The organism is Croceimicrobium hydrocarbonivorans, from assembly GCF_014524565.1.
In the GTDB taxonomy this organism is placed as follows: Bacteria; Bacteroidota; Bacteroidia; order Flavobacteriales; family Schleiferiaceae; genus Croceimicrobium; species Croceimicrobium hydrocarbonivorans.
The window spans coordinates 725,782-752,544 of the sequence record NZ_CP060139.1; the positions used below are offsets into that span (position 1 = coordinate 725,782).

Below are 26,763 nucleotides of genomic sequence, written 5' to 3' on the forward strand. Positions count from 1 at the left end.
CTTCGGGACACTGCGCATAGCCAAACCGTTGTGTTTCATGCGAAAAAAGAGCCGACCGCACAAATAGCACATTTGGTTTTGCCGACACAATAGCAAACACTTAAAAAACCAAAAGAGCTATTTTTTCACCAATGCTCTGACTAAGTGGAATGGGTGGTTTAAAAAAAGTTAAAAATGAAATAAAATGGGATTTACCAAAGAAGATATTCAAGTCGCTTATCAAAAATTGAAATCATATATATACTATGATAATACAGATCTAATACTTAGAAGCCAATTAGTAGAATTTGAAACAAGTATCGATAAAGACTTCTTATTTAAAAATCCTAGCTCACATTACAATATTGGTGGCGATATATTTTCTTATAAAATACGTTTTTCATTAGAGGAAAAATTTGAGAGAATAGCACATGAACTCAATACATTTCATGAGAACTCTGATTTTTTCAATTCCATCCTGAAAAAAATTGATATTGACTTTTATCCAAAAAAAATAAAAAGCCCTAAAGAGGAAAGCAATTTTATAAGTAATGAAAGAATCAAAGACAAGTATGAAGTAGAAAGAGTTACTCCTTTCATAAATGCCCCAATCGAGCTTCACATAATTTCAGTATTATGGATCATTCAACACGGAGTATCTAAGGATAAAGAATTAAAGGATGAATGTCTTGGCAATAGGTTGTTGCTTAATAAAGACAAATCTGCCATTGTTCAAGGGTCTGGACTTTTCAAACCTTATTTTAATCAATATAGCAAGTGGCGAGATGAAGCAGTTGAAGTAGCTGAAAGCATTTTAAAGAAGGGGAAAAATGTTGCCTTTCTAAATCTTGACATAAAGGACTATTTTAGCTCGATTCGAATTAAACGTTCAGAGCTATTCGAAGGTAGAAAACATAAAGTGCTGAATGAGTACTATAATCTCAAAGAAATCTTTTTATGCATTCATGACAAGTATTCGGAACAGTTATCGAAAAAATATGCAAGTCCTTATGCTTTTCATGGTGAGCTAATTAATAAAGAGGGTAATCTTGACAAAATAGCCTTACCGATTGGTCTAGTATCTTCTTATGTACTCGCCAATCATTATTTACAAGAGTTTGACGAAAGGGTTGTAAATAATATAAAGCCAGCATATTATGGACGTTATGTAGATGATTTAATATTTGTAATTTCAGACCCTAAGCCGGGTTTTAAAGAGAAAGAACTCAACAAAAAAATAAAATTTGACTTAACACCTTATTCAAATCTTTCCCCCTCCTCACTAGAAAAATTTGTTTTAGAAACTTTCTATCCAATAATTGATTTAGTTTCAGCTCCTCCTTTTATCCCTCCTAACACTAATGAATCTCAACAAAAAGCATTTTTACTGGAAGGGTATGACTCGCTTTTCTGTCAAAGTGAAAAATCCCTAATGCATTTTTTCAATTATAATGAATCTCATTTAGTAATTGACAGACTAAAACAGGAACTAGATGAAAGGACAAGTGAGTTTAGAGATTTTCCTGAAGAATCTGAAAGTAACTTTTCTTTTACCTCCAATGCATATCATCTTCACTATGATGGATCGGAAGGTAAGATAAGAACCCTAAAGGATTACAAGGAAAACAGATACGGGCTTACTGTTTTTCTTTCAAACAAAATATTTAGTGCTCTAAGACACGAAGATCACCTTACTGACGAAGAAAGTGAGCAAATCGTTAATTTCTTTAAGGGTGAAACATGCTTAAACTTTTATAGACTTTGGGAGCGAATTCTTACTTTATTATTGGTCAATAAAAAAGCAAAACAGTATGTTGACTTTTTTCTTCATTGCTTTGATCAAATAGATAAAATTGAAATTAGTGATGAAAAAACTTCTGTTTCAAAAGACCAACTTAAAGATACTCTTGTCAATTATTTGGATGTATCTCATGAAGTGTCTCTCTCGCTCAACTTAGATTTTCTGACTAAGACAAAAAAAGTAGCTCGAAATCTTGAATTCAAACTAAATGAATTAAAGAATAGTAATTGGACATTCTTATTTGGAAGATTTGAACCAACGAAACCAGACTCTTACTGGGTTCGCAGATTTCGTCAATCAAATATGATGCGACATCATTACGTAATTCATCCTCTTTTAACCTTTACAGAAGCTTCAAGGAAAGGCACTTTAAAAGATCTTACTTCAATAAAATTAGATTTTAAAAATTACAAATTAGAAAAAAATCTAATCAAGAATTCACCTCGAAGAGTTAAGTTTTGGGAATGTTGTATGTCTGTTGCCAATGAGACTATTGGTTCACATCACAGAAAAAGAGAAACCGAAACCAATAACAAAGTTGAATCCGAATTATTCGGTATTAATAACAAAAAAAAGGAATCATTCTATTTAGATGAATCATTTAAACTTTTCAAACTTATTAATGGCAATCACATAGCTGAATACGAATTAGAGGATGATGGATTCAGACAAAAATTTTATGCATGCAAAAGCGAGGTTAAAAAGAATAGTCCTGTTGTCCATGTTCAAGAGATAACTGTTAACAACAAGAAGCGTTCGTCAAACAAATTCAAAATAGCATTTGCTAACACAAAAGTTGAAGAAAAAAATATCCTAGATAGCATGAGAGGAACTCCAAACCTCGACTCGGAAAGGTATGATAAACTGGCTAAAATTGTGAAAAAAGTTCGACTTGATAAAAGTGATATTTTACTTTTTCCAGAGTTTTTCATTCCAATTAACCTACTGTCTAGCGTAGTTAAATATGCCGAACGAAATCAAGTGTTAACAATTACTGGGTTGGAACACGTTAAAATAAAAAATACTGTTTTCAATTTTATTGTCACAATTTTACCTTTTGAGGTTGACGGGGTAAGTGATGCAGTAGTGGTATTTAGACTAAAAAATCACTATGCTCATATTGAAGAATCATTAATCAAAGGGAATCACTTTAAAATTGCTAAACCAAAAGAAAATAGATATGATATTTTCAATTGGAAAAATCTGTATTTGAGTCCATACTATTGTTTTGAATTAGCCAATGTATGGCATAGAAGTTTGTTTAAAAGTAAATTGGATCTATTAGTTGGTGTAGAATGGAATAAGGATACAAATTACTTCTCAAATATAGTTGAATCTTGTTCTCGTGATCTACATTGCTATGTGGCACAGGTAAACACGAGCCAATTTGGAGACTCTCGGTTAACTCAACCAACGGAATCAGCTAGACTTGACATCCTCAGATTAAAAGGAGGCACAAATGACGCAATACTAACAGCAGAAATTGATTTAGATCGAATCAGAGAATTTCAGAGAAAAACGTTCGATATTACTCATACTGATAAAGAGTTTAAGCCATTACCTCCTGACTATGAAGTCAAATATGTATTAAAAAGAATAAATAATGAATCCATTCTACAATAATGCCATAGCACAAAAAGCCATACACATTGCCAAGTCGCTCAAAGCCAACCACACGAGCCAAAACTTGTCAAAGAGTATGTCTGCCCAACGCTGAAAAAAGAAAGGAAAAAAGCACAAAAACACAACAATGTGTATAGTGCATAGCACCCTTCGGGATGCTACGACACCATACACGGGCCGTTGCCGCTAATTGAAAGATGATACGATCATTCATTAAAATATTCATCCTATCCCTTTTGCTCTTCTCGTGCATTAATTCTAACTCGGACGCGGAATACCAAACCGAAACCCAAACAGAACCGAATAAAATGGATTTAGATACAGCAAAAGGTCCTCTGGGGTATTTGTTTAAAAGCGACACCTTGTTTCTCGACGCCATGTTTACAGAGTGCGGAGAGTTTGGTGGTAACAAAGAGGTTATTAGAGTGTATCCGAAAAATGAAATACTTTGCGCAACATGGTCGCTAGACTCAGCGGATTGCGATAATGAAGAAAGCCCTAAATACTCTAGAATAAGTTTAACAACCGTTCAATTATCAAGGTCATCGGAAAATAGAATTGCAGAATACATTCAAGAGTTCGTATCGGTTAGTTTCAAGTATCAATACTCAGATATGCATACTGGAAATCTATACAGCGCTTATATCAACTCACATCCCGTTTATGGAGAAGGAATTGACTTCTTTGCTAGCTGGTACGACGAAAGCAAAAGTTGGGAAGGATTTGAAAAGTTGAGGAATGAAATAATAACTAGCGCCAACAATGGCTATAGCAAATAAAGGTCTTGTCGCTTCAACCTTTGTTCCCGATATTGGAATACCTTAATTAATCTAATTTCAACGCAAGCTCGCTTCGCAGCTCCTTTTACTTGCCTTAGCCGGGTCCCTTAATGGCAAACAAAAAGGTAAACTTCCCTATAAATGAAACCTTCACAACTTTTGATTTTCCCATTATCTTAAAACAAATAATAGGCAAATAAATCAATAAAGATCGAAAACTCCCTTCGTGAACTACTCTAAACCTCCCTGCCTAACGGCAGGCAAGCGTGCCTCTGTGTTGAAGCAATCAACCCCAAAACCTCTCAAATCTCACTTCTCATTTCTCACATCTCCCTCCCTCTGCGAACCTTCCTACCTACCGGCAGGCAAGTGCTTCTTTGCGGTTAAAAACTCTAGGCTAAAACTCTACTTCCACAGCTCCCACCACTTCTTATACACAAAAGACCCATCCTTTAAATCCTGGATATCAATTTCGCGCAGAGCCCAGGCCACGGCGGTATTGCTGCGTAGGACATAGGTAAGCTCATGCCACTGACCCGCCTGCCATTCGGTGGAAACGGAATAAATCAATTCTTTGAGTTCGCGGTCACTGATGCCCGGCTTGATTTTAGCTTCATCCGGTAAACGGTAACCCATTTTCTTTTTTTGAGCTAGGAGATTGCGCAGGCGTTGTAAGCTCATCAGTCCATTTTCGGCCTTGCGACTGTTCAGGAGTTGATTAATTTCTTGATCGAGGCTGGAAATATCGCGAGCTGGGGATTGGGGCTCCTGCCAGCTGGGGCGAGCTTGCCATTTGTAGAAAATAGCAATGTCGGCATCCTGAACTTGGAGGCTATTCTCGATATAGGGAAAGAGGCCATCAAAGATGCTGTCATCCTCTTCGGTAAGACCTAAACGATTGGCACCATGGGCCCTGAATTCCTCTTCGAAAGTATAGGCATCTTCCCCGAGGTGTTTGCCGAATTGATACCAGTCAAACACGAAAGTCATGGAGGTTTCGCTGCAACCAAAGATTAGGCATTCTTGAGACTCCAAAGCCAATTGCCGCAAGGATTCGAAATGCTCTTCGAAGAAATCAAAGGGATAATAAATGAGCATCCTTCCCTTTTTAAAGAGGATCATCAACTCATTTTTATACATGGATTCACTTTGGGCATCCGCCCAGGTGCTGCGACGAGATTCCTTAAGATCAATCTTTAAGGAGCTTTCTAATTGCTGTAAATCCAGAAATTCGTTTTGAGCTAAAAGCCCAGCCAGGTTCATTCCCATCCTCGCAATATCGGGTATAATGACTAAATTCTATCGGAACCCATTTAGCTATTGGTGAAAAATTAAAAGCCTCGAATAGCCAAAAAGAAAAATTGCAGGCTTCCCCTAAATTATTGAAACCTATTCCCCTCCTGGGCCTTGTAGTTCTTTGATTGCAACGGGAAGCCATAGGATAAGCCAATCATGGGAACCACATCCAGAGGAATTAATCGCACCGGCTCTAGTCGATTGTACACATTGCGAATTTCCCGTTCAAAAGGAATATAAGCACCAAAGCTTAGGCGCAGGCTTTTACTATTCTTATAAGTCCAGGTATAGCCAAGATTGGGATAAAGAATTGCATCCAAAGGGCTTTCTACCAGCCAATATGCAGGTAATAGTGGATTATCACCATAAAGTGCTGCTTCAATCCCAAAAGTCCATCGCTTATAATAGTACTGACTTTCCAGCTTCCATAAAATGGAGGTACCAAATCCACCAATGCCGGCGCCACTGCCAATACCAATTCGTTGATTGCCCTTTTCCGATACTTGAAATTGCCTTTCAAAATCCAAACTAAAACCCAATAAATTTGCGCCTCCAAATTGAATATCGAATTGCCAGTCTTTGGTATTTTGAGCGAATAAGCCACTGGTAATAAGCAGCAGGGGAAGCAAATACTTCATAGGAATTAGGTTTAGCAGACGAATTTAAAAAAGACCGGGGGAAAAAGCTTTCTCCTTTTCAAGAGCTTGCAGGCCTTTCCCCTTTACCTTTATGCCCTCTAAATTATCGCGCACATGCTTTGTATCAAACACCGTAGTACCGACCCCTTTTTCAATATTGCTACTGACGAGTTTATCTTCAAGCATCTAAAAGAGGATTGCTTCATGCTGTGGCAGAATGATAATGCCATTATCGTGGGAAAACATCAAAACACCTTAGCGGAGATTAACCTCGACTATGTTAAGGAGCACGATATTAAGGTAGTGCGACGCTTAAGTGGTGGTGGCGCTGTTTATCATGATATGGGTAATCTTAATTTCACCTTTACCCGCAGCAGCGAAAGAGACGATGATCTAGTGGACTTCAAGCGTTATACCGCGCCTATCATTGCCGTTTTACAAGAGATGGGCGTGAATGCCGAGTTTAGTGGTCGCAATGATATTATGATTGAGGGCAAAAAGTTTTCTGGAAATGCCGAGCACGTTTTCAAAAACAAAGTGATGCATCATGGTACCCTGCTCTTCTCCAGCAATATGCCCAATATAAGCGGTGCTTTAAAAATTAATCCGCTTAAGTACAAAGACCGGGCGGTGAAGTCGATCCCCAAGCGAGTGACCAATATCCAAGACCATTTAAAAGAGAAAATGAGCGTGGAGGAATTCGCTGATCGCATCATGAATTACATCCTTGAAAATTATGAGGATTCTAAGCTCTATGAGTTTAGCGAAGAGGACCTAGCAATGATTGAATCCATTAAAAAGGAGAAATACGAATCCTGGGATTGGAATTATGGTTACTCCCCCAATTATGATTTTAAGCAAGGGGTAAAAACCAGTGGCGGCTTGTTAGAGATGAACATGAATGTTTCCAAAGGCTTAATCCAGGAAGTGAAAATTCAAGGGGACTTCTTTCACATCCGCGATATAACCGACATTGAACAAGCGCTAGCCAATACCCCTCATGATGAAGCTAAGATTAGAGAAAAGCTAGCGCAGTTTAATTTGAAAGATTACTTCAAAGATATTAGCATCGATGACCTCGTTGCGGCTATGTTCTGATTTAGCTTTTCAAAAATTTCAATTGATATAGCTGCTCTTCCTGTTTTAAATTCAGGAGATAGATTCCCTTGGAAAAACGATCGAGGGCATTTACTTGAAAGACTCCATCCTGAGCCTGCACTTCTAATTGTTCCAACAATTTACCATCTTGAGCCCGCAGCTCTAAGAGCCAGGAACCATTGGCATCAGGAATCTCAATTCGCAATTGATCGGCTACCGGATTAGGATAAAGATCCGCTCTTTTACTTTGAGCTTCTTGCATACCCACAGAAGGTGCTTGATAAACCCGTAAATAATCGATCTCTAATGTGTCCTCGCTAAAGGAAGGATCTATTCCTCCTTCAATGGCGAAGTTTAATAATAGATATTGTGGATCATCAAAAGGCCAGGTTGCGGCATCTCGCACCGAAGGGAAGTAGATATAATGAACCACACTATCCACACTAAAAATCATCTTTTCCGGCGTCCATTCTAATGCATATACATGGAAGTCATTCGAAACCCCGGGAATCATTCGTCCACCATGATTTACGGTAGCGCCAGAGCTGGAGGTCGTATGCATGGCACTGGAAACATAATCTTGATTGGTACCCCAATGCTCCATAATGTCCACCTCACCACAAGCGGGCCAGCCGGTAGTACCATAACCTTGCAATTGCCAATAGCCACCATTTTCAGTGATATTCTGCCCCAGCATCCAGATAGCAGGCCAGGTACCAGAACCGGTGGGAAGCTTGGCCCGTACCTCTACCCTTCCGTAGGTAAAAGCGAATTTGGAATTCAAACGGGCGGAGGTATATTGTTTGGTCACCCCTTGATCGGTAAAGCTTTCCTTCTTAGCAATCAGTTTTAAGCTACCATTGCTTTGAGAGCTGTTTGCCGTGCGACCGGTATAATGTTGTACTTCCCCATTAAACCAGGAACTGCCATTTGGCAAAAGGGTTTGATGAAACCATTTGGAAGTATCAATCGCTCCACTGCCATTAAACTCATCGAACCAAACCAATTGACTGTAAACCGGAGCGGGGCTCACAAAGCTAGTATCCAGATAAATGAAATCATCAAAATAGGCTAATACCAAATCGGTATTATTCTCACCATTAAGCTGAAACAAAACTCGATTGAAGTCGGTGCGCTGTATGGGCGGCAATGAGGTAGGATCAAGATTGATATAAGGATCATTCCCAAAATCGAAGGTGATGGTTTGCCATTGATCCAGAACCAAGGGCTTTATGATTTCCGTTTGCGTTTGCCAGGGACTGGCCTGAGTACCATCCTGCAGCTTGCAAGAAATTTGGTTAGGCTGATTGCCACTGATCCCGGAAGAAGGGAGATATACCTTGATTTGAAAAACTTGATGCTGGGCTAAATTGAGATTCTGATTGGCATCGAAACGCAGATTGGCATACTGCCCACCCTGATCATCATATTCTAAAACGGTAGCTGAAGTATTGGCTCCTTGAGCATAGGGATTGGCTTTGGCATTATCAATAACACAGGCATCACCAAACCAGGAATTGATGTTTCCGTTGCCTTCAAAATCGTCTTGTAAGCTTTGTGCAGAAAGGCCTAAGGAGGATAAGCAGGCCAAAGAAAATAGGGTGTTTTTTAAAATCATGGATGGGGATTAAGCCAGCAATATACTTAAGGTATCTGAAACCATAAGTATATCCAAGCAAATCCTTTCCTCCTAAGATGCCTTGCTCAAGGCCTCATTTAAAATGGATTGCAACACATCCCGTTTCACTGGCTTCACCAAATAACCTTGAATCAATGGATAGTTTTTAGCACGCTCTGTATCTTCTTCATGTACGGAACTGGAAACTATATACACCTTGGTTTTATTCAGTACATCCTTATTAAAGAGAACTAGTTCATCCAGAAAATTCCAACCATCCATCACCGGCATATTCAAATCCAAGAAAATCAGTTTTGGGCATGATTTGCCGGTATTGACAACGGATTTACAGTGGTCCAAAGCTTCTTCACCATTGGAAAAAATACTGGTCTGCACCTCTGGATTAATCAACTTTAAAATAGCTCCAAAGGAAAATTGATAAATAGGATCATCATCAATGATAAATACCGCATTGGTTTTGTTCATAAACGCTGCAAGTCAGGTTTAAACTTTAAAATAAAAACTGAGCCTTCATCCGGCTCACTATCAACATCAACCTCTCCACCCATGGCTTCCATTTGCACTTTCACCATAAAAAGGCCTACCCCCCTGGCATCCGAATTTTTGTGAAAGGTTTTATGCAATCCGAAAACTTTATGGCCATGTCGTACCAGATCGATTCCCACACCATTATCCCGAATTTCAATGCTAGGCACTCCTTCCTTATGGTAGGCCTTTATTTGTATTTCGGGTCGGCGATCCGGGTTCTTATACTTAATCGCATTACTGATCAAGTTCAATAAAATACTTTCCAAATAATGAGGCTGTGCAAAAATCTTTTCGAAGCCCAAATCCATTTCAATCTTAGCATCGGTATGGCGAATTAGAGCCGATTGCTTCTTGAGTACGGTATTTACATAGTCCCTCAAATCGAGTTCTTGCATTTCCATGCCGGCCTTGTTCTTAATAATCAAGGCCTCTACCAATTCATCCAAAGTTTCATTGAGATCAGCCGTAGACTGAGCCATTTTGGTAAAGATCACATCTTTGTATTCCGCATCCTCAGCACTTTCATACAATTCGGTCAGCAGGATCAAATTAGCCACTGGTGCTCGCAAATTATGCGAGGTAATATGGGCGAAATCATTCAAGCTGCGATTTTGCAGGCTTAGCTTGTTGGTCAATTTTATCAAGCTCTGATTGGCCTCTAAAAGTTGCTCCTCATACGTTTTACGAGCGTTGATATCCTCAATCTGAGAAATGGGTTTGTTCTCGGAATCTCTAACAACCGCCACACTCAACATTGCCCACATCCACTCACCAGATTTCCGGCGGTAGCGTTTATCCATATGGTAATGGTCGATCTTACCGTTTATACAGTCCTTCAAAAACTCGAGATCGGTATTTAAATCTTCAGGATGAGTTAAATCCTGAAAGGTCTTTTTCAATAATTCCGATTCTTCGTAGCCAAAATAGTCGACCAAGCGCTTATTAACCTTGAGCCATTTACCATCTAAACCCACCAGGGCCATACCAATGGCGGAGTATTGAAAGGCACCTTCAAAACGACGGGTAGATTCTAATAAGGCCAGCTCCTTTTCCTTTTGTTCGGTGATGTCCTGGAAAACTCCGCTGGCCTTAATCACCTTGCCTGCTGCATTCAGCTTAGGCTTACCGATGGTTCGAACCCATATTTCTTTACCCTGGGCCGTAATTAATTGCAGCTCCAGGTCATAAGGCTTTTTCTTTTCGAGTAATTCGCCAAAAGCCTCAATTATTTTATCTCGAGAATAACCTTTCTTATAATAGGTGATTCCTTCTGCTGCATCAATTTTATAATCCGGAGGCAATCCATAAATACTTTTAGTCACCTCATCTAAAACCGAAATATTTGAATCTGGAAAATATTGCCAACTACCTATTCTGGCAGTTTCTTGAGAATCTTTCAAGGTTTCAATTAAGGCCTCATTTTCCTCACTTACCTTTAAGAACTCTGTTACATCTTGATTGGCCCCCACAATAATGTGATCGCCCTCTTCATTTAAGCCATGACTCTGGGCATTGGCTTTGATGAAATGAATTTCGCCATTGGGATGAACAATTCTGAAGGTATAAATGAATTCTCCTTCACTTTGCACTGATTCTTGAAAAGATGCTTCGGCCCCTTCAATATCATCGGGATGTACCGCCTTCCGCCAATCGGAAAATTTATGTTCGAAGTTGGCCGGATCCTGACCATAGATTTTAAACATCACCTCATCCCACTCGAGGTAATCTCTAGTCACATTGTACTGCCATATTCCCAAATCAACCAGATTGCCGATCAAATTGAAAATTGCCTCCTTATTTATGCCTGCATTTAATTTCCCCATTTCTAAGCTAGGATTAAGCCCCTCTAATCCACAGCATCAAAGGTATTCTTTTCCGATAAGCCCCTCATTCTATGAGGCTTATAAGGGAATTTCCATTTACTTATCTTCAAAGGACCTGAGCGTAAAACACTTCAATTTATAAAATTTACCCCCTCATTTGAGACAAGCAAGCAAGAATAGAGACCGATTTTCGGCTTAATGAGTGTGAATGCCTATTCTATGTACTCGAATAGTTCTTTTTCACTTTTTCGAACCTTAGGCCGGAACTGGCTTTGATCTTCCGTTGATCTAAATCCTACCGGAGCGATAACAGTCGCCTCATAGCCTTCCTCCTCCAAAGCTAAAATTCGATTGTAAGCTTCAGCATCAAAACCCTCCATCGGACAGGCATCAATTTCTGCTTCTGCACAGGCGATCATTAAGGAGTTTAGAGCGATATAAGTTTGCCTAGCTGACCAGTTTCTCAATTCCTCAGCCGACTTCCGTTTTAAACTGGCTTTTATGGATTGGCCATATTCCTGTATGACTTGAGATGCTGATCCCTTATCCTGAACACGATTTACAAAGGCATCTACCTCAGCTTCGATATCCGTCTTCCGAGCACAGAAAATAAAGAGATGGGAAGCATCTGTGATTTGAGCTTGATCCCAAGATACCGCTCGAAGGTCCTTTCTTAGTACTTGGTTCTCAATGATGAGCACTTTATAGCTCTGCAATCCATAGGAGGATACAGATAATCGAATCGCCTCCTTTAAAAAGTTCAGTTGATCTATTCGCAGTTTTAGGCTGAGATCAAATTTCTTGGTGGCATAGCGCCAATTCAAAGCTTTTAATAATTGCATTTTTAATCTTATTGGTAGTGAATAATTTCAAAATCGGATTGAAAGCCATTTTGCAAATACAAAGGCCTACCCATTTCAGAGGCTTGGAGATATACTTTTTGATGGCCCTCTTCTTTCAAGAAGTTGAGCGCCCCTCTTAGAATTTCCTGGGCAAATCCCCGGCGACGAAAACGCGCAGGCACTCCCATAGAATACAGTCCGGTTCCGCCTAAAGTATCTCGATAGATTGCAATAGTTCCAATGGCTTGATTTCCTTCGAAAGCCAGATAATAATCCAGAATACGATGGGTGCTGGCCACTAAATTGGGACTGTAGCGATAGGCAAAGGCCTCTTCAAATAGCTGAGACCAGTTTTTATAGTCCTCTGCCGAATTCAGTTTTTGTAAACGCAGTTTCCCCTTTGGAGCTTTCACATCATTTAGATCAGAGGACATTGCCGTGAGTCTAAATGCTTCATCCCATCCCCAAACCTCTGGCTTTTGTTCAGCCACTTCATTTTGCCAGAGTACCAAGCGTAAAGGAACAGAGAGCTCATCCGGAGCGAGTAAATTTTCTAAATCCGCATCAGGCTTTAGCCAAATCCGGTTAGGCCAATGCGAATCGAAACTATAGGCCGCGGCCCAATTTCGCGACTCGAAATACTGTCCACTCAATTGCCCTACCTCCTGCCAGAGGCTAAGCATATTATATAGATTAGGATTCTTCATCTTCTATGATTTAAGTAGGATTACAGAACCCAACAGGGCGATTACACCCAGGACTTTCCGTGGAGTTATCGCCTCCACCGGAAGGTCGAACCAGCCCATACTACCGGCCAACATCGCATACAACAATTGACTACTTAGGCTTATCACCACCGTACTGGCAATTCCCTGTCGGGGGATCAGAAAATAAAAGAGACTTACTGCACTGAAGCTAAAGAGTCCACCACCAATCCAATTGTACCAGGGAATACCCTCCAAACTGCTTTTTAGATTGCGGCTGCTCAATTGAAATATCAATACACTGAGGCTCAGAATAAAGCCAATTGCCAAGCTGATGGAACTAGCCAAAAAGGCACTGCCGGTTTGCTGTCCCAAGCGGGCATTCATGCTACCCTGGGTTACGATAAATATCCCCAGGAGCACCGTTAATAGAGATAAGCCAAACTGGTTCATGAGCCTAGTTTATCGGAATCGCGATCGGACGCATAGGTGATCCGCTGGCCCCTCGCAATTTTAGAGATGCGGCTATAAATGCAAATTCATAGACCTTATCCTTCGCCAAATCTTCCAACATCATTTGCTCCAAAAACATGACTCCTCTTTCGGCCAATAAATAGGTGTGCACCGGTACCCAATTATCTTCTTTTTCGGGAGGAAAGGCTTCAAAACTTAGATTGTCAGCCCCCAATAACATAGCCCCCTTTTCTTCTACTAACCACTGAGCCGCAGCCAAGCTGATTCCCGGATATTGATGGAGGTAATGGGCGGCATCTTCATAATGCTTTGCCTGGCCGGTACGAATTAGGATCACATCCCCTTTCTGAATTTCGGTTTTCTGACGTTTCAAACAGGCTTTTAAATCCTGAATTGTAATGCGATAATTGGGCGGAAAAGAATCTACCAGAGCTCGCACATCCAGCAATAGGCCCCGTGCGATAATGGGCGGAATTTTCTCCGCTCCGGTTTTCTTCCAACCCTTGTCGCCTAAATGTTCTTCCGGACTAAAGCCATTCCAAATCAAGCCATTCAAACCAAAATGATTGAGGGCATCGATATGCGTCCCCATATGGGTGTACATGGAAACAGCATCTCCAGTATAGGAGACTTTCTCATTCATGGCCTCTCCCATTCCATTAGGATTATCCACCACTGTACCATGCGGAGTATGAGTAAGCCAATATTGATACGAAGGATCTCCGAGAGAGTGGAAACTGGGCATACCTACGAAATAATCTACGCTGAGATCGTAGACCTGACCACTGCCAATCTGCGATAGAATCTGAATGCGACTACTGTCGGTCATCATATTGAGACTGCCGATTTCATCCTCCGGACCCCAAGGGCTTTGTCCTACTTCCTGTGCCTGTGCGCCCCAAATAAGAAATTGAAAGGCAAGGACTTGAAAAAAATTTTTCTTTGTTTTCATTGTCGAGTTTATTGTCTCGACAAAAGTGCGGAGGCCTCAGTGCCTAAAAATTAAGCTATCTTAAGAAATCACTTTAGGGCCTTGCGGCGGATATAGCTCAAATGCTCTGGCGTCAAACCCAGGTAGGAAGCGATCATATACTGCGGGAAACGTTGTTCTAATTGGGGATAAGACTGGCGGAAATTGGCATAACGCTCAACGGCGGATTCGATTTTCACCTGTAAATTTCTATGCTGAGCCGCCTGATAGGCCGATTGCATTTTAATTCGGAAAAAGCGCTCCATAGCCGGAACTTCTTTAAAAAGCTCTTCCAATCGATCGCGATGAATCTGAAAAATCACACTGGGCTCAGTGGCCTGAATGAATTGCGTGGCCGGACTTTGACTGAGGTAACTATATAGGTCGTTTAACCACCAGCCTTCAATCCCAAAACTCTGTACAAACTCCTTTCCGTCTTCATCTAAATAATAGGTGCGTAAGGCTCCGGAATCGATAAAGCGCATGTGCTGGGATACATCGCCCGCTTTGAGGATAAATTCCTTTTTAGCCAGCTTTTTTTCTTGAAAGGCCTTTTCGATACGGCTGATCTCCTCCGCTGAAACCGGGCTTAGGTCTTGAATATGGGCAATGAGCTTTTCGATAGCCCGAAATTACGAAAGCCTATTTTACGGTCTTCTTGCGAAAGCGTTTAAAGGCGAAAATAAATAGGGCGGTTAAAATCATGAGCGGCCAAAGTCTAATGAGGATCAATAGGAAGGCAGTAAATCCAGTCCAACCATCTTTAAGAGCGATCACAAAACGATTGGGTTCATCGGTATCGATCACTTCCCTCTCCAGCTCCTGGTAAATATGAACTTCGATGCTGCTTAAGGCGATACGATCTTTGAGGTATTTCATACGCCCCTGAGCTCTTTCAATCTCGGTGCGTACCTGCCCTAATTTCTGCTCTACCTGCAGAATCTCCTCCACATTTTTAGCGCGATCCAATAACTTGAGCAAGCGAGCTTCTATATCTTGTGCCGATTTAATACGCGATTCTACATCCACATATTCTTCGCTTACATCGCGGGTTCTTATTTCCCGACGATCGAAATGTTGCACCCCTTCACCGATGCCGGCCATCGCTTTTTCAAATTGGGCACTAGGTATGCGAAGGGTATAAAGGATTTCCTTTCGATAGCTATTCTGATTGGCTTTTTCGGAGGATATATAGCCCCCGAAGCGGGCGGTTAAGGCATTGATGGATTGAGCACTTTCCTCGAGGTTTTTCGTTTCATACTTTATATCCGCTTCCTTGATCAAATGCAGATTTTGAACTTGATTTCCATTGCTTTGAAGTTCATCAGAGTTCTTCACCACCATGGCTGGCTCATAGGATTCTTCCATGGCCACATCTTCATGAGCTACATTTTGCAGATCCCTTTCACAGGCCGACAATAGAACTAAAAAGCTAAGAATAAAGGAGTAACGATAGGACATTATAATTGATCTTAGGTCCTATAAACGAAGCTTTTGCGATTAAAGTCTATGCTCGCTTATAATATCGCTTGCGCCAATGAAAGGCTACCCGTACCAATAAGATTAGAGCCGGTACTTCTACCAAGGGACCAATAACTCCGGCAAAGGCCTGACCCGAATTAATCCCAAATACCGCAATAGCAACTGCAATGGCCAATTCGAAATTATTACCAGCTGCGGTAAAGGCTATGGCTGCATTTTGATCATAGCTCGCTCCGGCCAATCGACTTATGAAAAAGCCCAGGCTGAACATGATCAAGAAATAAATTAAAAGAGGAACCGCAATTAAAAGCACATCCGCCGGAAGGCTAAATACTAAATCGCCTTTTAGGCTAAACATCAATACGATGGTGAAGAGTAAGGCCACCAAGGTGATAGGTGAGATGAGTGGTAAAAATCGACTTTGGTACCAGTCTGCGCCTTTTAAGGGAATGAGAACCACCCGACTGAGAATACCCAAGGCAAAAGGAATACCCAGATAAATAGCTACACTCTTGGCAATAAGAGCAATCGATATATCTATTACCACGCCTTCAAATCCTAATAAGGGTGGAATTTGGGTCATGAATAGCCAGGCATAAAAGCTATAAGCAAAGACCTGGAATATACTATTTAGGGCAACCAGGCCAGCACCATATTCCGCTGAGCCTTCCGCCAGATCGTTCCAAACCAAAACCATGGCTATACAGCGGGCCAAACCAATCAGAATTAAACCCGACATATATTCGGGATAGTCGTGCAAAAAGATAAGGGCCAGAGCAAACATCAATATTGGACCAATAATCCAGTTGAGAAGCAATGAGATTCCTAATATTTTAACATGCTTAAACACCTTAGGCAGCAGGCGGTAGTTCACCTTGGCTAGGGGCGGATACATCATTAAAATCAGGCCAATGGCCAAAGGGATATTGGTATCTCCTTCGCCACTCTCTCCAAGGCTTTGCGCTAAGCCGGGCCAAAGATTGCCCAAGAGCAAACCCAAAGCCATGGCAGTGAAAATCCAGAGGGTGAGATAACGATCCAGAAAGGACAATTTCTTAGTACCCATGCTCAATTGCTGAAAAAACGTGAAACATCTCAGTGGCTATTTGCAGGCAGCGCTCATCATAGGCAGCAGTCTCTTGATCGGTATCATCAAATGCCTTGGGATCTTCATAATTAAGGGCAATACGTGCTTTGGTGCCAGGAATAAAAGGACAATTTTCATCCGCATCCGAGCAGGTCATCACCGCTGCAAAATCTGCATTGGGATTTTCGGGATCATCGTACAATTTGGAGTGCAACATAATGGGATCCTCATCTTCAGCGAAAGCTATACGGTAAACCGGATTAGGGTCCATCACCGCATCGGAATAGAGGTCAAAACCCGCTCGCTCCATCGCCGCCAAGGTACGTGGATTACAAGCTGTCACCTCCGTACCTCCAGAATAGGAATTCAATGTAAGGCCCGCTCGCTTAGCTGCCACATGGGCCCAAAGCTGTGCAAATTGACTGCGGCGAGAATTATGGGTGCAGATGAAAACCAGGTTTAAATTCGCCTGGTTCTCCTGCACATATTGGACTAATGGCTGTAATCGCTCCAAACGATCTGGAGGGATGCTTTTCGGATCGAGCCTATCAATGTAACTATTCAGGTAACTAAACATGGCTGGGTATTAACAGCATCCTCCACCCGGAGTACAAGCCTCTGAGCTTTGCATATCACTTAATTGTAGGATCTTCTTTTCCTTTTTAAGCTCACCTTCTTTTTGACCATAGAGGGTAATACTATAAATACCCTGTTCACCCTGACCAAATTTCTGCATTTCCTCCTCAGTCAAATATTGACTTAGAATATCAGCGGGAATGTAAATGGGCTTTTCCTTTTGAATTTGTAAATCTTTGAAGCCAGCCTTGCGCGCCATTTCTAAATAGGCGTCTTTTTGAATGGCTCCCGATACACAACCCGCATACATTTCGGCATCCTTTTGCAGGGCATCTGGTAATTCACCTTGCAGGACTACATCTGAAATACTAAAATGAGCGCCTGGTTTTAATACCCGATGAATCTCATTAAAGACGGCAGCCTTATTAGGCACCAAGTTTAATACACAATTGGAAACCACCACGTCAATACTATTGTCTAAAATCGGTAGTTCCTCAATATCGCCTTCGCGGAATTCTACATTATTGTAGCCTAATTTATCCGCATTTAAGCGCGCTTTGCGAATCATAGGACCACTAAAATCGACACCAATCACTTTGCCTTCAGGACCGGTTTCATGTCGGGCAACAAATACATCATTACCAGCGCCGGAGCCCAGGTCTAAAACGGTATCGCCTTTTTCGATATGAGCAAAATGGGTGGGTAAACCACAACCTAAACCAAGGTCTGCATCCGACTGATAGCCCTCCGTTTCGGAATAATCATCGGTCATGATATTATACACTTCTTGGGAAACTGGGCCCGCTCCGCAGCAAGATGATTTATTCAGAGCTACATCTTGTTCGGCAATTTCGCTGTACTTCTTGCGTACAATTTCTTTGAGTTCCTGATCTGTTTTCATGATAATAGGGTTTAGCAGCAAGAAGGATCATTGCCGCAATAGGATTCGAATAATTCTAAAAATTCTGACTTGATACGTTCCCAGCGCTCCGGGTTGATGCAATAGCTTACTGAAGTGCCTTCGATCGTACCTTGAATAAAGCCTGCGGCTTTTAACTCGCGTAAATGCTGACTAATAGTGGCTTGCGCCAGACCTAATTCCTGCACTAAATCACCATTTATGCAAGCCCTGGCTGCAACCAGATATTGAAGGATGGCTATTCGTGCGGGATGCCCCAATGCTTTGGCACCGGCAGCCAGATCATTTTGTTCCGGACTAAAGAGATCTTTCTTAGTGATTCCCATAGCTTAAAAGTAATATTGCAATATTACGATGAAAGGTTTAAAAAAAAGGCCCCGCAGTTAAAAAATTCATTCTAATCCACGGGGCCCCTGCTAAGCAGACGAAAAGATTTCTCTTAATTTCGTACCAACTTCTCCACCATTAATATTGATGGTGTTTACCTTCTCTACTACCTTTTCGAGGTATTCCATTTCTTTCAATTTCCAGAGCATAGGATTATTTTCCATCAACTTAGCGGTGTTCATCAAGCTCCGGGTAGAAGCTGTTTCTTCCCGACGGGTAATTAAATTAGCTTGAGCTTTCTTTTCAGCTACCAATACCTGATTCATAATCTCCCGCATTTCACCGGGTAGAATAATATCTCGGATACCTACTTCCAGCAGCTCCAAACCAATGGCTTGAAACTTTGCTTGGGTAGAACCAGCTATTTGCTCTGCCAATTCAATTTTCCGACTTAAGAGTTCGTCCAGACTTAATTCTGCCACATAAGAGCGTAAAGCCAATGCCAGTAAGTAGTAAGCCTGCTTTTCATAGTCACTGTTCGCCAATAAGGCCTCTTCCACATTTTGAACTCGCATTTCTGCCAGTAAATTGATACGTAAAGTGGCTTTATCTTTAGTGAGCAATTCCTGACCATTCAATTCAATGGTCTGGCGTTTCACATTGGCTTTCAGAAGTTTCATACTCTGAGAATTGTTCCAGTAGAAGTATTCGCCAGGCTCCAATGCTTTAAACAATGCCCCATTCAAGAGGACTAGGCCTTTTTCACCTTGCTCCACTTTAAACATTCGAACAAAACCACGAGTGCATAAAATCGCCCGTAAGTTCTCTTTGAGATGGGCTGGCAATTCCAATTCGTCGGTTGAAAAACGCAGGACCTCAATTGCATTCACCCCCTTCCAATAGGCATAAATACCAGGGATAAGGATTTCACTAAACACACCATTTAGCATCACAATGGCCAATTCACCTTGCTTAAGCTCCACTAGCTCGGCATAGTCCTTTAACTTTTCAGCATTAACCCGCAGGTCTATACCTTTGGGCAGATCTACTTTGCTTCCGAGATGGTAATTCTGCAATTGAGCATTTATCCATTTCCAACGCTTACCGGCAGTCCAAATATTTTGGATAATACCATTCTTTGTGGCCACAGTAAGCTGCGCTTCAGGGGTAAAAATTAATTGTAACATGTTCATCAAATTGTGGGTTAAACCCGGTTAAAAAACAATATGCGCAGGGCAGCGGCAGTATGGACTTCAGGTTTCACACATTCCATCCTTAGAGGGCAAATAGCCGGCCTCTCTGCCCCAAATTCAGGACATGCTTCGCCATCGGTACATATACCGCACACCGGTGCCAGAATTTTACATTTGTAAAAGCCTCGCACAATCCCATTCGCATATTGGTGATCCTTTTTAAAGCCGATCAAGCTTCTTTTCATGGTATGGCCTTCGCCATGGCTCCGTGAAAGGGAGGATTGATTTTCCTACAACCAGTAATTATCCTACATAATAAGGGAATCGAACCCTCGGAAAAAACCTGTGCTCTGCCATTGAGCTATTGAACCAAAAGGTCCAAATGGGAGTCGAACCCATAACCTCAGGAAATTGCGTTCTTTTAAGACGGTATACCGTATCCGGCACCATGGTGACCTACAGAGACACCCATCTAGATCTCCGGTAGAACAAACCGTATTTTAAATAAGATAAAATGAATTTTCAGGCCTTAGAAGCCTTGGTCTTCAGCTTGGCTTTCTACTTCATTTTGAGTCGTTTAAGACTTAATTCAATCTCATTTTGTTGGGCCTCATTTTCCACATATTGCAAAAGCATTTTACAATAATTAATAGCTATTTTTAAATAGCCTCTTAACTCCATTATCTTAAACATATACCAATAAACATATAAAGGTTTAAATAAAGATTTACTGGTAATATAATTCAACAAATTTAGAGCTTCAGAATATAATTGAAGCGCAATCAAACTATCCATTAGCGCTGCTGCAGCACAAGCATTTTCAGGATCAATTGCCATCGCCTGTTCGGCTGCATCCTTAGCCTCTTTTGGCCAATTAAGCATGTGGAGATAGTATTGAGACTTTAAGCAAAGACTGGGTATATGCTCCGGATCATAAGCCAGGGCATAATTGAGCTGCTCCTCTGTTTCTGCCAGATCAAAAGGATAAGCGTCGTAAGCCTTTAAATAATAAGATGTTACTAATTGAGTTGACATTTTCTTTTTGCTTTAAGGTTGGCAAATCCAGACCGGAACCACTCCTCAGAGCAAAAAAAATCCCGGTCCTAAAGAGGAACCGGGAGCGAATAGCTTTGCATAAAAAACCTACTTCCCTCTCAGCCCCTGTTGGCTAAAATTTGGATCAATTCCGTATTTATGGTTTATACACTGCATATCGCTCGCTTTATTTTGTTTTGCGCTGCAAATGAATAAAACATTTTATTTACCCGCAAGCTTTTTTAAATAAAAATGAAACAATTGAGCAATTCACAGTTTTAAACGCGTAAAATAGATTGATTCCTGTTTTAATGAGAATGCTGTTTAGTAGCTTTAATCCATGAAACCAAACAAAGCCCTCTACCTTTTCCTCTTCTTTTTAAGCTTCCATTTTCTCAAGGCCCAAAACTCGGCTTGCTTAGCGAATGACACGCTCACCATTGTAGTGATTGGCTCTTCCACCGCTGCAGGAGCAGGAGCCAGCACCCCTGATTCTTCCTGGGTAAATCGCTACCGCCGCAGTATGCAGGCCCTAAACCCGGCCAATCAGGTAATCAATCTTGCTCAAGGTGGTTATAATACCTGGCGTTTAATGCCCGATTATTTCAGCCCACCTTCCGGCCGTCCTAGTCCGGATACCCTGCGTAATATCAGTCATGCCCTGCGCCAAAACCCCGATGCCATTATCATTAACCTACCTTCCAATGATGCTGCTATCGGAACTGGGCTCAATGAGCAAATGACTAATTTTATTCATATTGATAGCCTGGCGGCCAGCTATAATGTACCGCTCTGGGTATGCACCACCCAACCCCGAAACTTTAGTGCCAGCCAAATTCAAATTCAATTGGATGTCCGCGATTCCATTTTGAGCTATTTCGGCCCCCGAGCCATAGATTTCTGGACGGGTTTAGCCAACAGTCAAAATACCATCCTGGCGCAGTATAATTCTGGCGACGGCACCCATGTTAATGATGCCGGCCATCGCCTTCTATGGCAGGAGGTTTTAACAGAGGCCCTGCCCGATAGCCTGGTTTCCAATGTTTCGGGTCTGGATTTACAAGTATCTCCTCCCCTTTGGACCAATCCTTCGCCCTGTGGTAGCCCCAACAGCATTATTGAAATCCAATTAGCCAATCTTCGCAGCGATAGCCTACAATCAGCGGCTACGGTAGAACTCATTCGATTAGACCTCAACAGTGGTATTCGAGATACTTTGCGCCAAAGCCTCAATCAAATTTCAGGCTGTGCCTATGCTCAGGTGCAATTCAGCCTAAATACCAATCAACAGCAGCACTGGCAATTACACAGCCGGATTATATGCAGTCAAGACAGCAATAGCTTTAATAATATTAGCAGCAGTATTGAGGTCCAAAGTGAAGCCGGTCCCCAAATTACCAGCACCGATCCCTTTTACTGCGAGGGCGATAGCATGTGGATTAGCCCCAGCCATAGCGGCGATCAATTGACCTGGTTTAGCGATGCCGGATTAAGTCAGCCCATAAATCAAGGGGACAGCCTGTATTGGAATCCTACTTTGGGCGACAGCCTGTTTTTACAAAGTTTACAGGGACCTTTTTACTATATCGAATCACTCAGCTCAGCGCAAAGCTCCAATATCAAATGGAATGGTTGCATGTTTAACCTTATTGCCGGACCGGATACTGTAAGCCTGGATAGTATTCAATTTGTGGCCGGAACTTCTGGTGATATGCAAGTGAACCTCCGCACCCGATTAGGGTCTTATCAAGGCCATGAAAACACGGCCGCTTCCTGGTCGGCTTCCATCTCAGACAGTATTTATGGGGCTCTGGAAGACAGTAGCTATGTCTTAAAATTCGGCAGTATAATTTTAAATCCTGGCGACACCCTGGGTTGCTACCTCTATTTGGAAAACAGCAATCAGAGATTGGCCTACCAAAGTGTGGGTAGCATGCAGCTGTATCAAGGAGCAGGATTAAGTGTGCAAGCGGGCAGTGGCATTCAGCATACCTTCGGAACCATCTATCATCCCCGGGCTATCCGAGCCCAATTCTATTATCACTATGGCTTTAAAGCCGATGGGCAATGTCAGAGTACGGTAGATACCATTATTCCGAAACCTAGTCCAGCCATTTTAGATTTAGGTTTTGATTTCAACCATAGCCCTGGAATTGACCTAATCCTATATCTTCCTCCTGGATTTAGCAATCCCGTTTGGAACGATGGCTCCACTGCAGATTCACTATTTATCCCTGCCCATAGATATGAAAACACTCTTAAGCAATTTATTTTAAGCGCTATTGATAGCTTAGGATGCATGCATTCGGATACTCTAGCGGTGCAATTTTTACCCTGGTTCGGATTAGAAGAAGCTAGCAGCTTAGGCTTCACCCTATACCCCAATCCAAATCAGGGGCAGTTCCATATTTCCAATCCTGGTAAAGCAGCTTTTAGCTGGAAGCTGATGAACACTAATGGTAAGCTTTTATCGGAAGGCCAAGGCTTTGAAACAGATATCAGGATTAAAACATCCCTTGCCAAAGGATTGTACTATTTACGAATTGAACAGGAGGGTCAGGAGCAAATCCTCAAGTTGCTGATTCAGTGAATCGGCTAAAAACATTTTCACAGTACTTAGCACTTATCCTGGCAGGTGAGGCCATCTTCTTGCTGCCCTTTATGGCACCTCGGGTTTTTAGAACCACCTTATTAGAGGTGTATCAAATCGATAATCTGGAATTAGGTTATTGCTTCTCCCTCTATGGCTTAGTAGCAGTGGTTTCCTATTTCCTTGGAGGGCCTTTGGCGGATTTATTTTCCGCTCGAAAATTAATGTCCATAGCCTTAGGCCTTACCGCCTTGGGAGGATTTATAATAAGCTGGTGGCCCAATTATACTGCCCTTTTGATAGCCTACACCTTTTGGGGCTTCTCTACTATCTTACTCTTTTGGGCCGCTTTAATGAAAAGCACCCGCATTTTGGTGGACCCCGAAAATGTGGGCAAAGCCTTTGGTTGGGTTGAAGGAGGTCGTGGACTAAGCGCTGCCATTTGGTCGAGCCTGGCCGTTGCGCTTTTTGCTTTCTACTTTCAAGATGAATCCAGTCAGGTGATTGAAAGCCGGCATATTGCCTATCGCTATGTATTGCAAAGCGCCTCCTTTTACCTGATTCTGGTTGCCATCTATGTTTGGTTTATCCTACCGAAAAGAGAGGTTCAAATGGACTTGAATCACTCCATGAAAGGATTAAAAAAATTGGTAGGCCTGAAACGTTTATGGCTGCAAGCCCTGATTCTTTTTTGCGCCTATTGTGGTTATAAAATAACCGACGATGTTTCCCTCTTTGGTCATGAAGTTTGGGGACTCTCCGAAGAAGATGCCGTTTTATTAAGCAGCTATACTTTCTACCTGCGCCCCATCACCGCCATTACCGCTGGCTTTCTGGTGGATCGAATTTCCACCGCAAAAATCCTGAGTTTCAGCTTTGGGATCAGCGCTTTGGGCGCCCTGGCCCTGGCCTGGTTTCCTGGCCAGGAAATGACTGCTTTTGGACTGATCTTTTTAGGCTCCAGCCTCAGTGGCATTTATGCCTTACGTGGTATTTATTTCTCTCTGATGCGCGAAAACCAAATAGACCGTCGCCTCAGTGGCACGGCCATTGGAATTCTCTCCGTGCTTGGCTATTTGCCGGATGTTTTCATGAGTCCTTTTATGGGCTGGATTCTTGAATCGAACTCTGGGCCCATCGGACACCAAAACCTCTTCCTAAGTTTAGGTTTAATTATGATCCTCGGAATCATCCTTTCTCAAGCCTGGAAAAGGGAATATCGCAAAGTGGCTAGGACTGAGCCTGCTTCAAGCTAAGCTGAACTCTTTTACGTGGCACATCCACCGAAAGGACTTTAACCTGAACCTGCTCTTGTAAGCGCACGACCTCATTGGGATCTCGAATAAATCGATCTGCCAACTCGCTAACATGCACCAATCCAACTTGCTTGGCCCCTACATCTACAAAAGCGCCAAAATTGGTGATATTGCTAACGATGCCTGGCAATATCATCCCTTCCTGCAAATCGGATATGCTGCGGATGCGCGGATCAAACTGAAAGATCTTGGCTGCCCCTCTAGGATCCCTTCCTACTTTGGAGAGTTCGCTTTTAATATCCTCCAAGGTTGGGAGACCTACCTCCTCTGTACAATAAGGTTTGAGGTCAAGGTCCTTCAATATTTCTTTTTGGCCGATTAAATCGTGAATCGGTTTTTTAAGATCCTTCGCTATTTGCTTCACGATCACATAAGACTCCGGGTGCACGCCAGAATTATCCAGGGGATTCTCCGCTTCCGGGATTCGTAAAAAGCCCGCTGCCTGTTCATAGGCTTTTGGCCCTAATTTGGGCACTTTTAATAAGGCTGCCCTGGACTTAAAGGCTCCATGCTCTTCGCGATAAGCCACAATATTTTCAGCTAGTTTGGGGCCCAAGCCCGATACGTATTCCAACAAGTGCTTACTGGCAGTATTGAGGTTTACCCCAACAGCATTTACTACCTGCTCCACCACCCGATCCAAAGCCGCTTTCAATTGATTTTGATCTACATCGTGTTGGTATTGCCCTACCCCAATGCTTTTAGGGTCGATTTTCACCAATTCCGCCAGAGGGTCCATCAATCGTCGACCGATACTCACAGCACCTCGAACGGTAACATCGTAATTGGGAAATTCCGCTCGAGCAATAGATGATGCCGAATAAATCGAGGCTCCTGCTTCATTCACCACAAAGGCTTGCACTGGATATTTAAAGCGCACCTTCTTACTTACAAACTCTTCGGTTTCCCGACCAGCGGTACCATTGCCAATGGCGATGGCATCAATTTTATAGGCTTCGGCCAGATGAGCAATTTTAGCAGCGGCCTTAGCTGTATCGCGCTGGGGCGGATGCGGGTAAATGGTGTCATTATGCAGAAGGCTGCCCTGCTCATCAATGCAAACCACCTTACAGCCGGTTCTAAATCCTGGATCGATAGCCAGAATTCGCTTAGGGCCCAATGGTGGACTCAATAATAACTGTCGCAGGTTTTCCGCAAAAACAGCAATGGCCTCCGTATCCGCTTTCAACTTAGAAGCTTGGGCAAATTCCGTTTCGATGGAAGGTTTCATCAGGCGTTTATAGCTGTCTTTCAAAGCCAATTCCACTTGTTCGCTGCAAGCATTACGACCTTTTACAAATATGCGAGCGAGGCTATCCAATGCTCGCTCTTCTTCGGGAGCAATACTCACCCGTAAAAGCTTTTCATTCTCGGCCCTGCGAATAGCTAAAAGCCGATGAGCCGGAATACGACGCAAGGCTTCCGAAAAGTCGAAATAGTCGCGGTATTTCTCCGCTTCCGCTTCCTTCCCTTTAATCAGCTTAGCTTGAATTTGGGCCTCTCTTTCAAAAATGCGACGCAGGGTATTTCGGGCAGAAAGCCTTTCGTTCATCCATTCCGCCATTATATCTCGCGCGCCTGATAAGGCCTCATCAATATCCTGTACCTCCCCTTTCACAAAACTCAGAGCCAAGGATTCGGGGTCGCGAGCATCCTGCTTCATGATCATTCCCGCCAAGGGCTCCAAGCCTTTTTCCCTGGCTACTGAAGCCCGGGTTTTACGCTTTTGTTTGTAGGGCAGATATAAATCTTCGAGCTCATTTAAATCCCAGCAAGCTTCAATCTGAGCTTCGAGTTCTGCACTTAATTTTCCCTGCTCCTTTATGGATTCGAGAATGCTGGCTTTCCGGGCCGCCACCTTTTCGAAATAGGCTTGCTGCTCCTTTATTTCTTGGATTTGCACCTCATCCAAACTCCCTGTGCGCTCCTTACGGTAACGAGCAATAAATGGGATGGTAGCTCCTTCGGAGAGGAGGGCTAAGGTGTTGGCTACTTGCTTCTCAGTAAGTCTGAGCTTTTGAACGATGAAAGTATTGTAGTTCAA

23 protein-coding genes are annotated in these 26,763 nt (G+C 42.4%); 5 read left to right on the plus strand and 18 right to left on the minus strand.

The window, feature by feature from the left end; translation table 11 throughout:
- The first annotated feature begins 184 nt into the window (after positions 1-184).
- Both H4K34_RS03320 and H4K34_RS03325 read left to right on the plus strand, forming a co-directional pair.
- The gene (locus H4K34_RS03320; RefSeq protein WP_210759412.1) at positions 185-3,403 is read left to right on the plus strand and encodes a hypothetical protein; all 3,219 of its coding nucleotides are present in this window, start codon (positions 185-187) and stop codon (positions 3,401-3,403) included.
- 308 nt (positions 3,404-3,711) lie between these two features.
- Entirely contained in the window at positions 3,712-4,182 is a 471-nt protein-coding gene (locus tag H4K34_RS03325) for a hypothetical protein (RefSeq protein ID WP_210759413.1), read from the plus strand.
- A 405-nt stretch (positions 4,183-4,587) separates the two neighbouring features.
- Here the strand turns inward: H4K34_RS03325 and H4K34_RS03330 are convergent, their stop codons facing one another.
- Positions 4,588-5,451: a hypothetical protein gene (locus tag H4K34_RS03330; protein ID WP_210759414.1), complete on the minus strand. Its 864-nt coding sequence runs from the start codon at positions 5,449-5,451 to the stop codon at positions 4,588-4,590.
- 110 nt (positions 5,452-5,561) lie between these two features.
- Complete coding sequence (locus tag H4K34_RS03335; RefSeq protein ID WP_210759415.1) at positions 5,562-6,116, minus strand: hypothetical protein; 555 nt, start codon at positions 6,114-6,116, stop codon at positions 5,562-5,564.
- 114 nt (positions 6,117-6,230) lie between these two features.
- Between H4K34_RS03335 and H4K34_RS03340 the strand changes: the two genes are divergently transcribed.
- Positions 6,231-7,214, plus strand: a complete 984-nt coding sequence (locus H4K34_RS03340; protein ID WP_210759416.1) for a lipoate--protein ligase — start codon at positions 6,231-6,233, stop codon at positions 7,212-7,214.
- Between the two features lies 1 nt (position 7,215).
- Here H4K34_RS03340 and H4K34_RS03345 read toward each other — a convergent pair whose 3' ends face one another.
- The 15 genes from H4K34_RS03345 to H4K34_RS03415 all read right to left on the minus strand — a co-directional run bounded on the left by H4K34_RS03345 (position 7,216) and on the right by H4K34_RS03415 (position 20,813).
- Positions 7,216-8,832 (minus strand): family 16 glycosylhydrolase, encoded by a 1,617-nt coding sequence (locus H4K34_RS03345; RefSeq protein ID WP_210759417.1) that lies wholly within the window; start codon positions 8,830-8,832, stop codon positions 7,216-7,218.
- A 72-nt stretch (positions 8,833-8,904) separates the two neighbouring features.
- Complete coding sequence (locus tag H4K34_RS03350) at positions 8,905-9,318, minus strand: response regulator (RefSeq protein ID WP_210759418.1); 414 nt, start codon at positions 9,316-9,318, stop codon at positions 8,905-8,907.
- The gene (locus tag H4K34_RS03355; RefSeq protein WP_210759419.1) at positions 9,315-11,204 is read right to left on the minus strand and encodes a sensor histidine kinase; all 1,890 of its coding nucleotides are present in this window, start codon (positions 11,202-11,204) and stop codon (positions 9,315-9,317) included. Before H4K34_RS03355 ends, H4K34_RS03350 begins: the two co-directional genes overlap by 4 nt.
- A 212-nt stretch (positions 11,205-11,416) precedes the next feature.
- On the minus strand, positions 11,417-12,046 hold the full coding sequence (locus H4K34_RS03360; RefSeq protein ID WP_210759420.1) for an NAD(P)H-dependent oxidoreductase: 630 nt from the start codon (positions 12,044-12,046) through the stop codon (positions 11,417-11,419).
- Between the two features lie 8 nt (positions 12,047-12,054).
- Positions 12,055-12,753, minus strand: a complete 699-nt coding sequence (locus H4K34_RS03365) for a GNAT family N-acetyltransferase (RefSeq protein WP_210759421.1) — start codon at positions 12,751-12,753, stop codon at positions 12,055-12,057.
- A 3-nt stretch (positions 12,754-12,756) separates the two neighbouring features.
- The gene (locus H4K34_RS03370; RefSeq protein ID WP_210759422.1) at positions 12,757-13,203 is read right to left on the minus strand and encodes a DMT family transporter; all 447 of its coding nucleotides are present in this window, start codon (positions 13,201-13,203) and stop codon (positions 12,757-12,759) included.
- Positions 13,204-13,207: 4 nt separating this feature from the next.
- On the minus strand, positions 13,208-14,176 hold the full coding sequence (locus tag H4K34_RS03375; protein WP_210759423.1) for a cyclase family protein: 969 nt from the start codon (positions 14,174-14,176) through the stop codon (positions 13,208-13,210).
- 68 nt (positions 14,177-14,244) lie between these two features.
- Positions 14,245-14,817, minus strand: coding sequence for a Crp/Fnr family transcriptional regulator (locus H4K34_RS03380; RefSeq protein ID WP_210760528.1), 573 nt, complete (start codon positions 14,815-14,817; stop codon positions 14,245-14,247).
- A gap of 19 nt (positions 14,818-14,836) precedes the next feature.
- A complete protein-coding gene (locus H4K34_RS03385) occupies positions 14,837-15,655 on the minus strand; it encodes a DUF4349 domain-containing protein (RefSeq protein WP_210759424.1) in 819 nt (272 codons plus the stop codon).
- Between the two features lie 46 nt (positions 15,656-15,701).
- Positions 15,702-16,742: an ACR3 family arsenite efflux transporter gene (arsB, locus tag H4K34_RS03390; RefSeq protein ID WP_210759425.1), complete on the minus strand. Its 1,041-nt coding sequence runs from the start codon at positions 16,740-16,742 to the stop codon at positions 15,702-15,704.
- Positions 16,732-17,340 carry a low molecular weight phosphatase family protein gene (locus H4K34_RS03395; protein WP_210759426.1) on the minus strand — a complete coding sequence of 203 codons (609 nt, stop codon included), beginning with the start codon at positions 17,338-17,340 and terminating at the stop codon, positions 16,732-16,734. Before H4K34_RS03395 ends, arsB begins: the two co-directional genes overlap by 11 nt.
- A 9-nt stretch (positions 17,341-17,349) precedes the next feature.
- On the minus strand, positions 17,350-18,240 hold the full coding sequence (locus tag H4K34_RS03400; RefSeq protein ID WP_210759427.1) for an arsenite methyltransferase: 891 nt from the start codon (positions 18,238-18,240) through the stop codon (positions 17,350-17,352).
- Positions 18,241-18,251: 11 nt separating this feature from the next.
- The gene (locus tag H4K34_RS03405; RefSeq protein ID WP_210759428.1) at positions 18,252-18,584 is read right to left on the minus strand and encodes an ArsR/SmtB family transcription factor; all 333 of its coding nucleotides are present in this window, start codon (positions 18,582-18,584) and stop codon (positions 18,252-18,254) included.
- A gap of 90 nt (positions 18,585-18,674) precedes the next feature.
- Positions 18,675-19,772 (minus strand): slipin family protein, encoded by a 1,098-nt coding sequence (locus H4K34_RS03410; protein ID WP_210759429.1) that lies wholly within the window; start codon positions 19,770-19,772, stop codon positions 18,675-18,677.
- A gap of 564 nt (positions 19,773-20,336) precedes the next feature.
- Complete coding sequence (locus tag H4K34_RS03415; protein WP_210759430.1) at positions 20,337-20,813, minus strand: tetratricopeptide repeat protein; 477 nt, start codon at positions 20,811-20,813, stop codon at positions 20,337-20,339.
- A gap of 340 nt (positions 20,814-21,153) precedes the next feature.
- Between H4K34_RS03415 and H4K34_RS03420 the strand changes: the two genes are divergently transcribed.
- Together H4K34_RS03420 and H4K34_RS03425 are read left to right on the plus strand one after the other, a co-directional pair.
- Positions 21,154-23,403, plus strand: a complete 2,250-nt coding sequence (locus H4K34_RS03420; RefSeq protein ID WP_210759431.1) for a GDSL-type esterase/lipase family protein — start codon at positions 21,154-21,156, stop codon at positions 23,401-23,403.
- Positions 23,400-24,659, plus strand: a complete 1,260-nt coding sequence (locus H4K34_RS03425) for an MFS transporter (protein ID WP_210759432.1) — start codon at positions 23,400-23,402, stop codon at positions 24,657-24,659. The genes H4K34_RS03420 and H4K34_RS03425 overlap by 4 nt, the downstream gene beginning before the upstream one ends.
- On the opposite strand, the gene H4K34_RS03430 is transcribed toward H4K34_RS03425, so the two are convergent.
- A complete protein-coding gene (locus H4K34_RS03430) occupies positions 24,634-26,763 on the minus strand; it encodes a Tex family protein (RefSeq protein ID WP_210759433.1) in 2,130 nt (709 codons plus the stop codon). The two genes, H4K34_RS03425 and H4K34_RS03430, sit on opposite strands and share 26 nt — an antisense overlap.

Coding starts and splice junctions, on each gene's coding strand:
- H4K34_RS03320 (WP_210759412.1), top strand. CDS start 185: ATGGGATTTACCAAAGAAGATATTCAAGTCGCTTATCAAAAATTGAAA.
- H4K34_RS03325 (WP_210759413.1), top strand. CDS start 3,712: ATGGATTTAGATACAGCAAAAGGTCCTCTGGGGTATTTGTTTAAAAGC.
- H4K34_RS03330 (WP_210759414.1), bottom strand. CDS start 5,451: ATGGGAATGAACCTGGCTGGGCTTTTAGCTCAAAACGAATTTCTGGAT.
- H4K34_RS03335 (WP_210759415.1), bottom strand. CDS start 6,116: ATGAAGTATTTGCTTCCCCTGCTGCTTATTACCAGTGGCTTATTCGCT.
- H4K34_RS03340 (WP_210759416.1), top strand. CDS start 6,231: ATGCTTTGTATCAAACACCGTAGTACCGACCCCTTTTTCAATATTGCT.
- H4K34_RS03345 (WP_210759417.1), bottom strand. CDS start 8,832: ATGATTTTAAAAAACACCCTATTTTCTTTGGCCTGCTTATCCTCCTTA.
- H4K34_RS03350 (WP_210759418.1), bottom strand. CDS start 9,318: ATGAACAAAACCAATGCGGTATTTATCATTGATGATGATCCTATTTAT.
- H4K34_RS03355 (WP_210759419.1), bottom strand. CDS start 11,204: ATGGGGAAATTAAATGCAGGCATAAATAAGGAGGCAATTTTCAATTTG.
- H4K34_RS03360 (WP_210759420.1), bottom strand. CDS start 12,046: ATGCAATTATTAAAAGCTTTGAATTGGCGCTATGCCACCAAGAAATTT.
- H4K34_RS03365 (WP_210759421.1), bottom strand. CDS start 12,753: ATGAAGAATCCTAATCTATATAATATGCTTAGCCTCTGGCAGGAGGTA.
- H4K34_RS03370 (WP_210759422.1), bottom strand. CDS start 13,203: ATGAACCAGTTTGGCTTATCTCTATTAACGGTGCTCCTGGGGATATTT.
- H4K34_RS03375 (WP_210759423.1), bottom strand. CDS start 14,176: ATGAAAACAAAGAAAAATTTTTTTCAAGTCCTTGCCTTTCAATTTCTT.
- H4K34_RS03385 (WP_210759424.1), bottom strand. CDS start 15,655: ATGTCCTATCGTTACTCCTTTATTCTTAGCTTTTTAGTTCTATTGTCG.
- arsB (WP_210759425.1), bottom strand. CDS start 16,742: ATGGGTACTAAGAAATTGTCCTTTCTGGATCGTTATCTCACCCTCTGG.
- H4K34_RS03395 (WP_210759426.1), bottom strand. CDS start 17,340: ATGTTTAGTTACCTGAATAGTTACATTGATAGGCTCGATCCGAAAAGC.
- H4K34_RS03400 (WP_210759427.1), bottom strand. CDS start 18,240: ATGAAAACAGATCAGGAACTCAAAGAAATTGTACGCAAGAAGTACAGC.
- H4K34_RS03405 (WP_210759428.1), bottom strand. CDS start 18,584: ATGGGAATCACTAAGAAAGATCTCTTTAGTCCGGAACAAAATGATCTG.
- H4K34_RS03410 (WP_210759429.1), bottom strand. CDS start 19,772: ATGTTACAATTAATTTTTACCCCTGAAGCGCAGCTTACTGTGGCCACA.
- H4K34_RS03415 (WP_210759430.1), bottom strand. CDS start 20,813: ATGTCAACTCAATTAGTAACATCTTATTATTTAAAGGCTTACGACGCT.
- H4K34_RS03420 (WP_210759431.1), top strand. CDS start 21,154: ATGAAACCAAACAAAGCCCTCTACCTTTTCCTCTTCTTTTTAAGCTTC.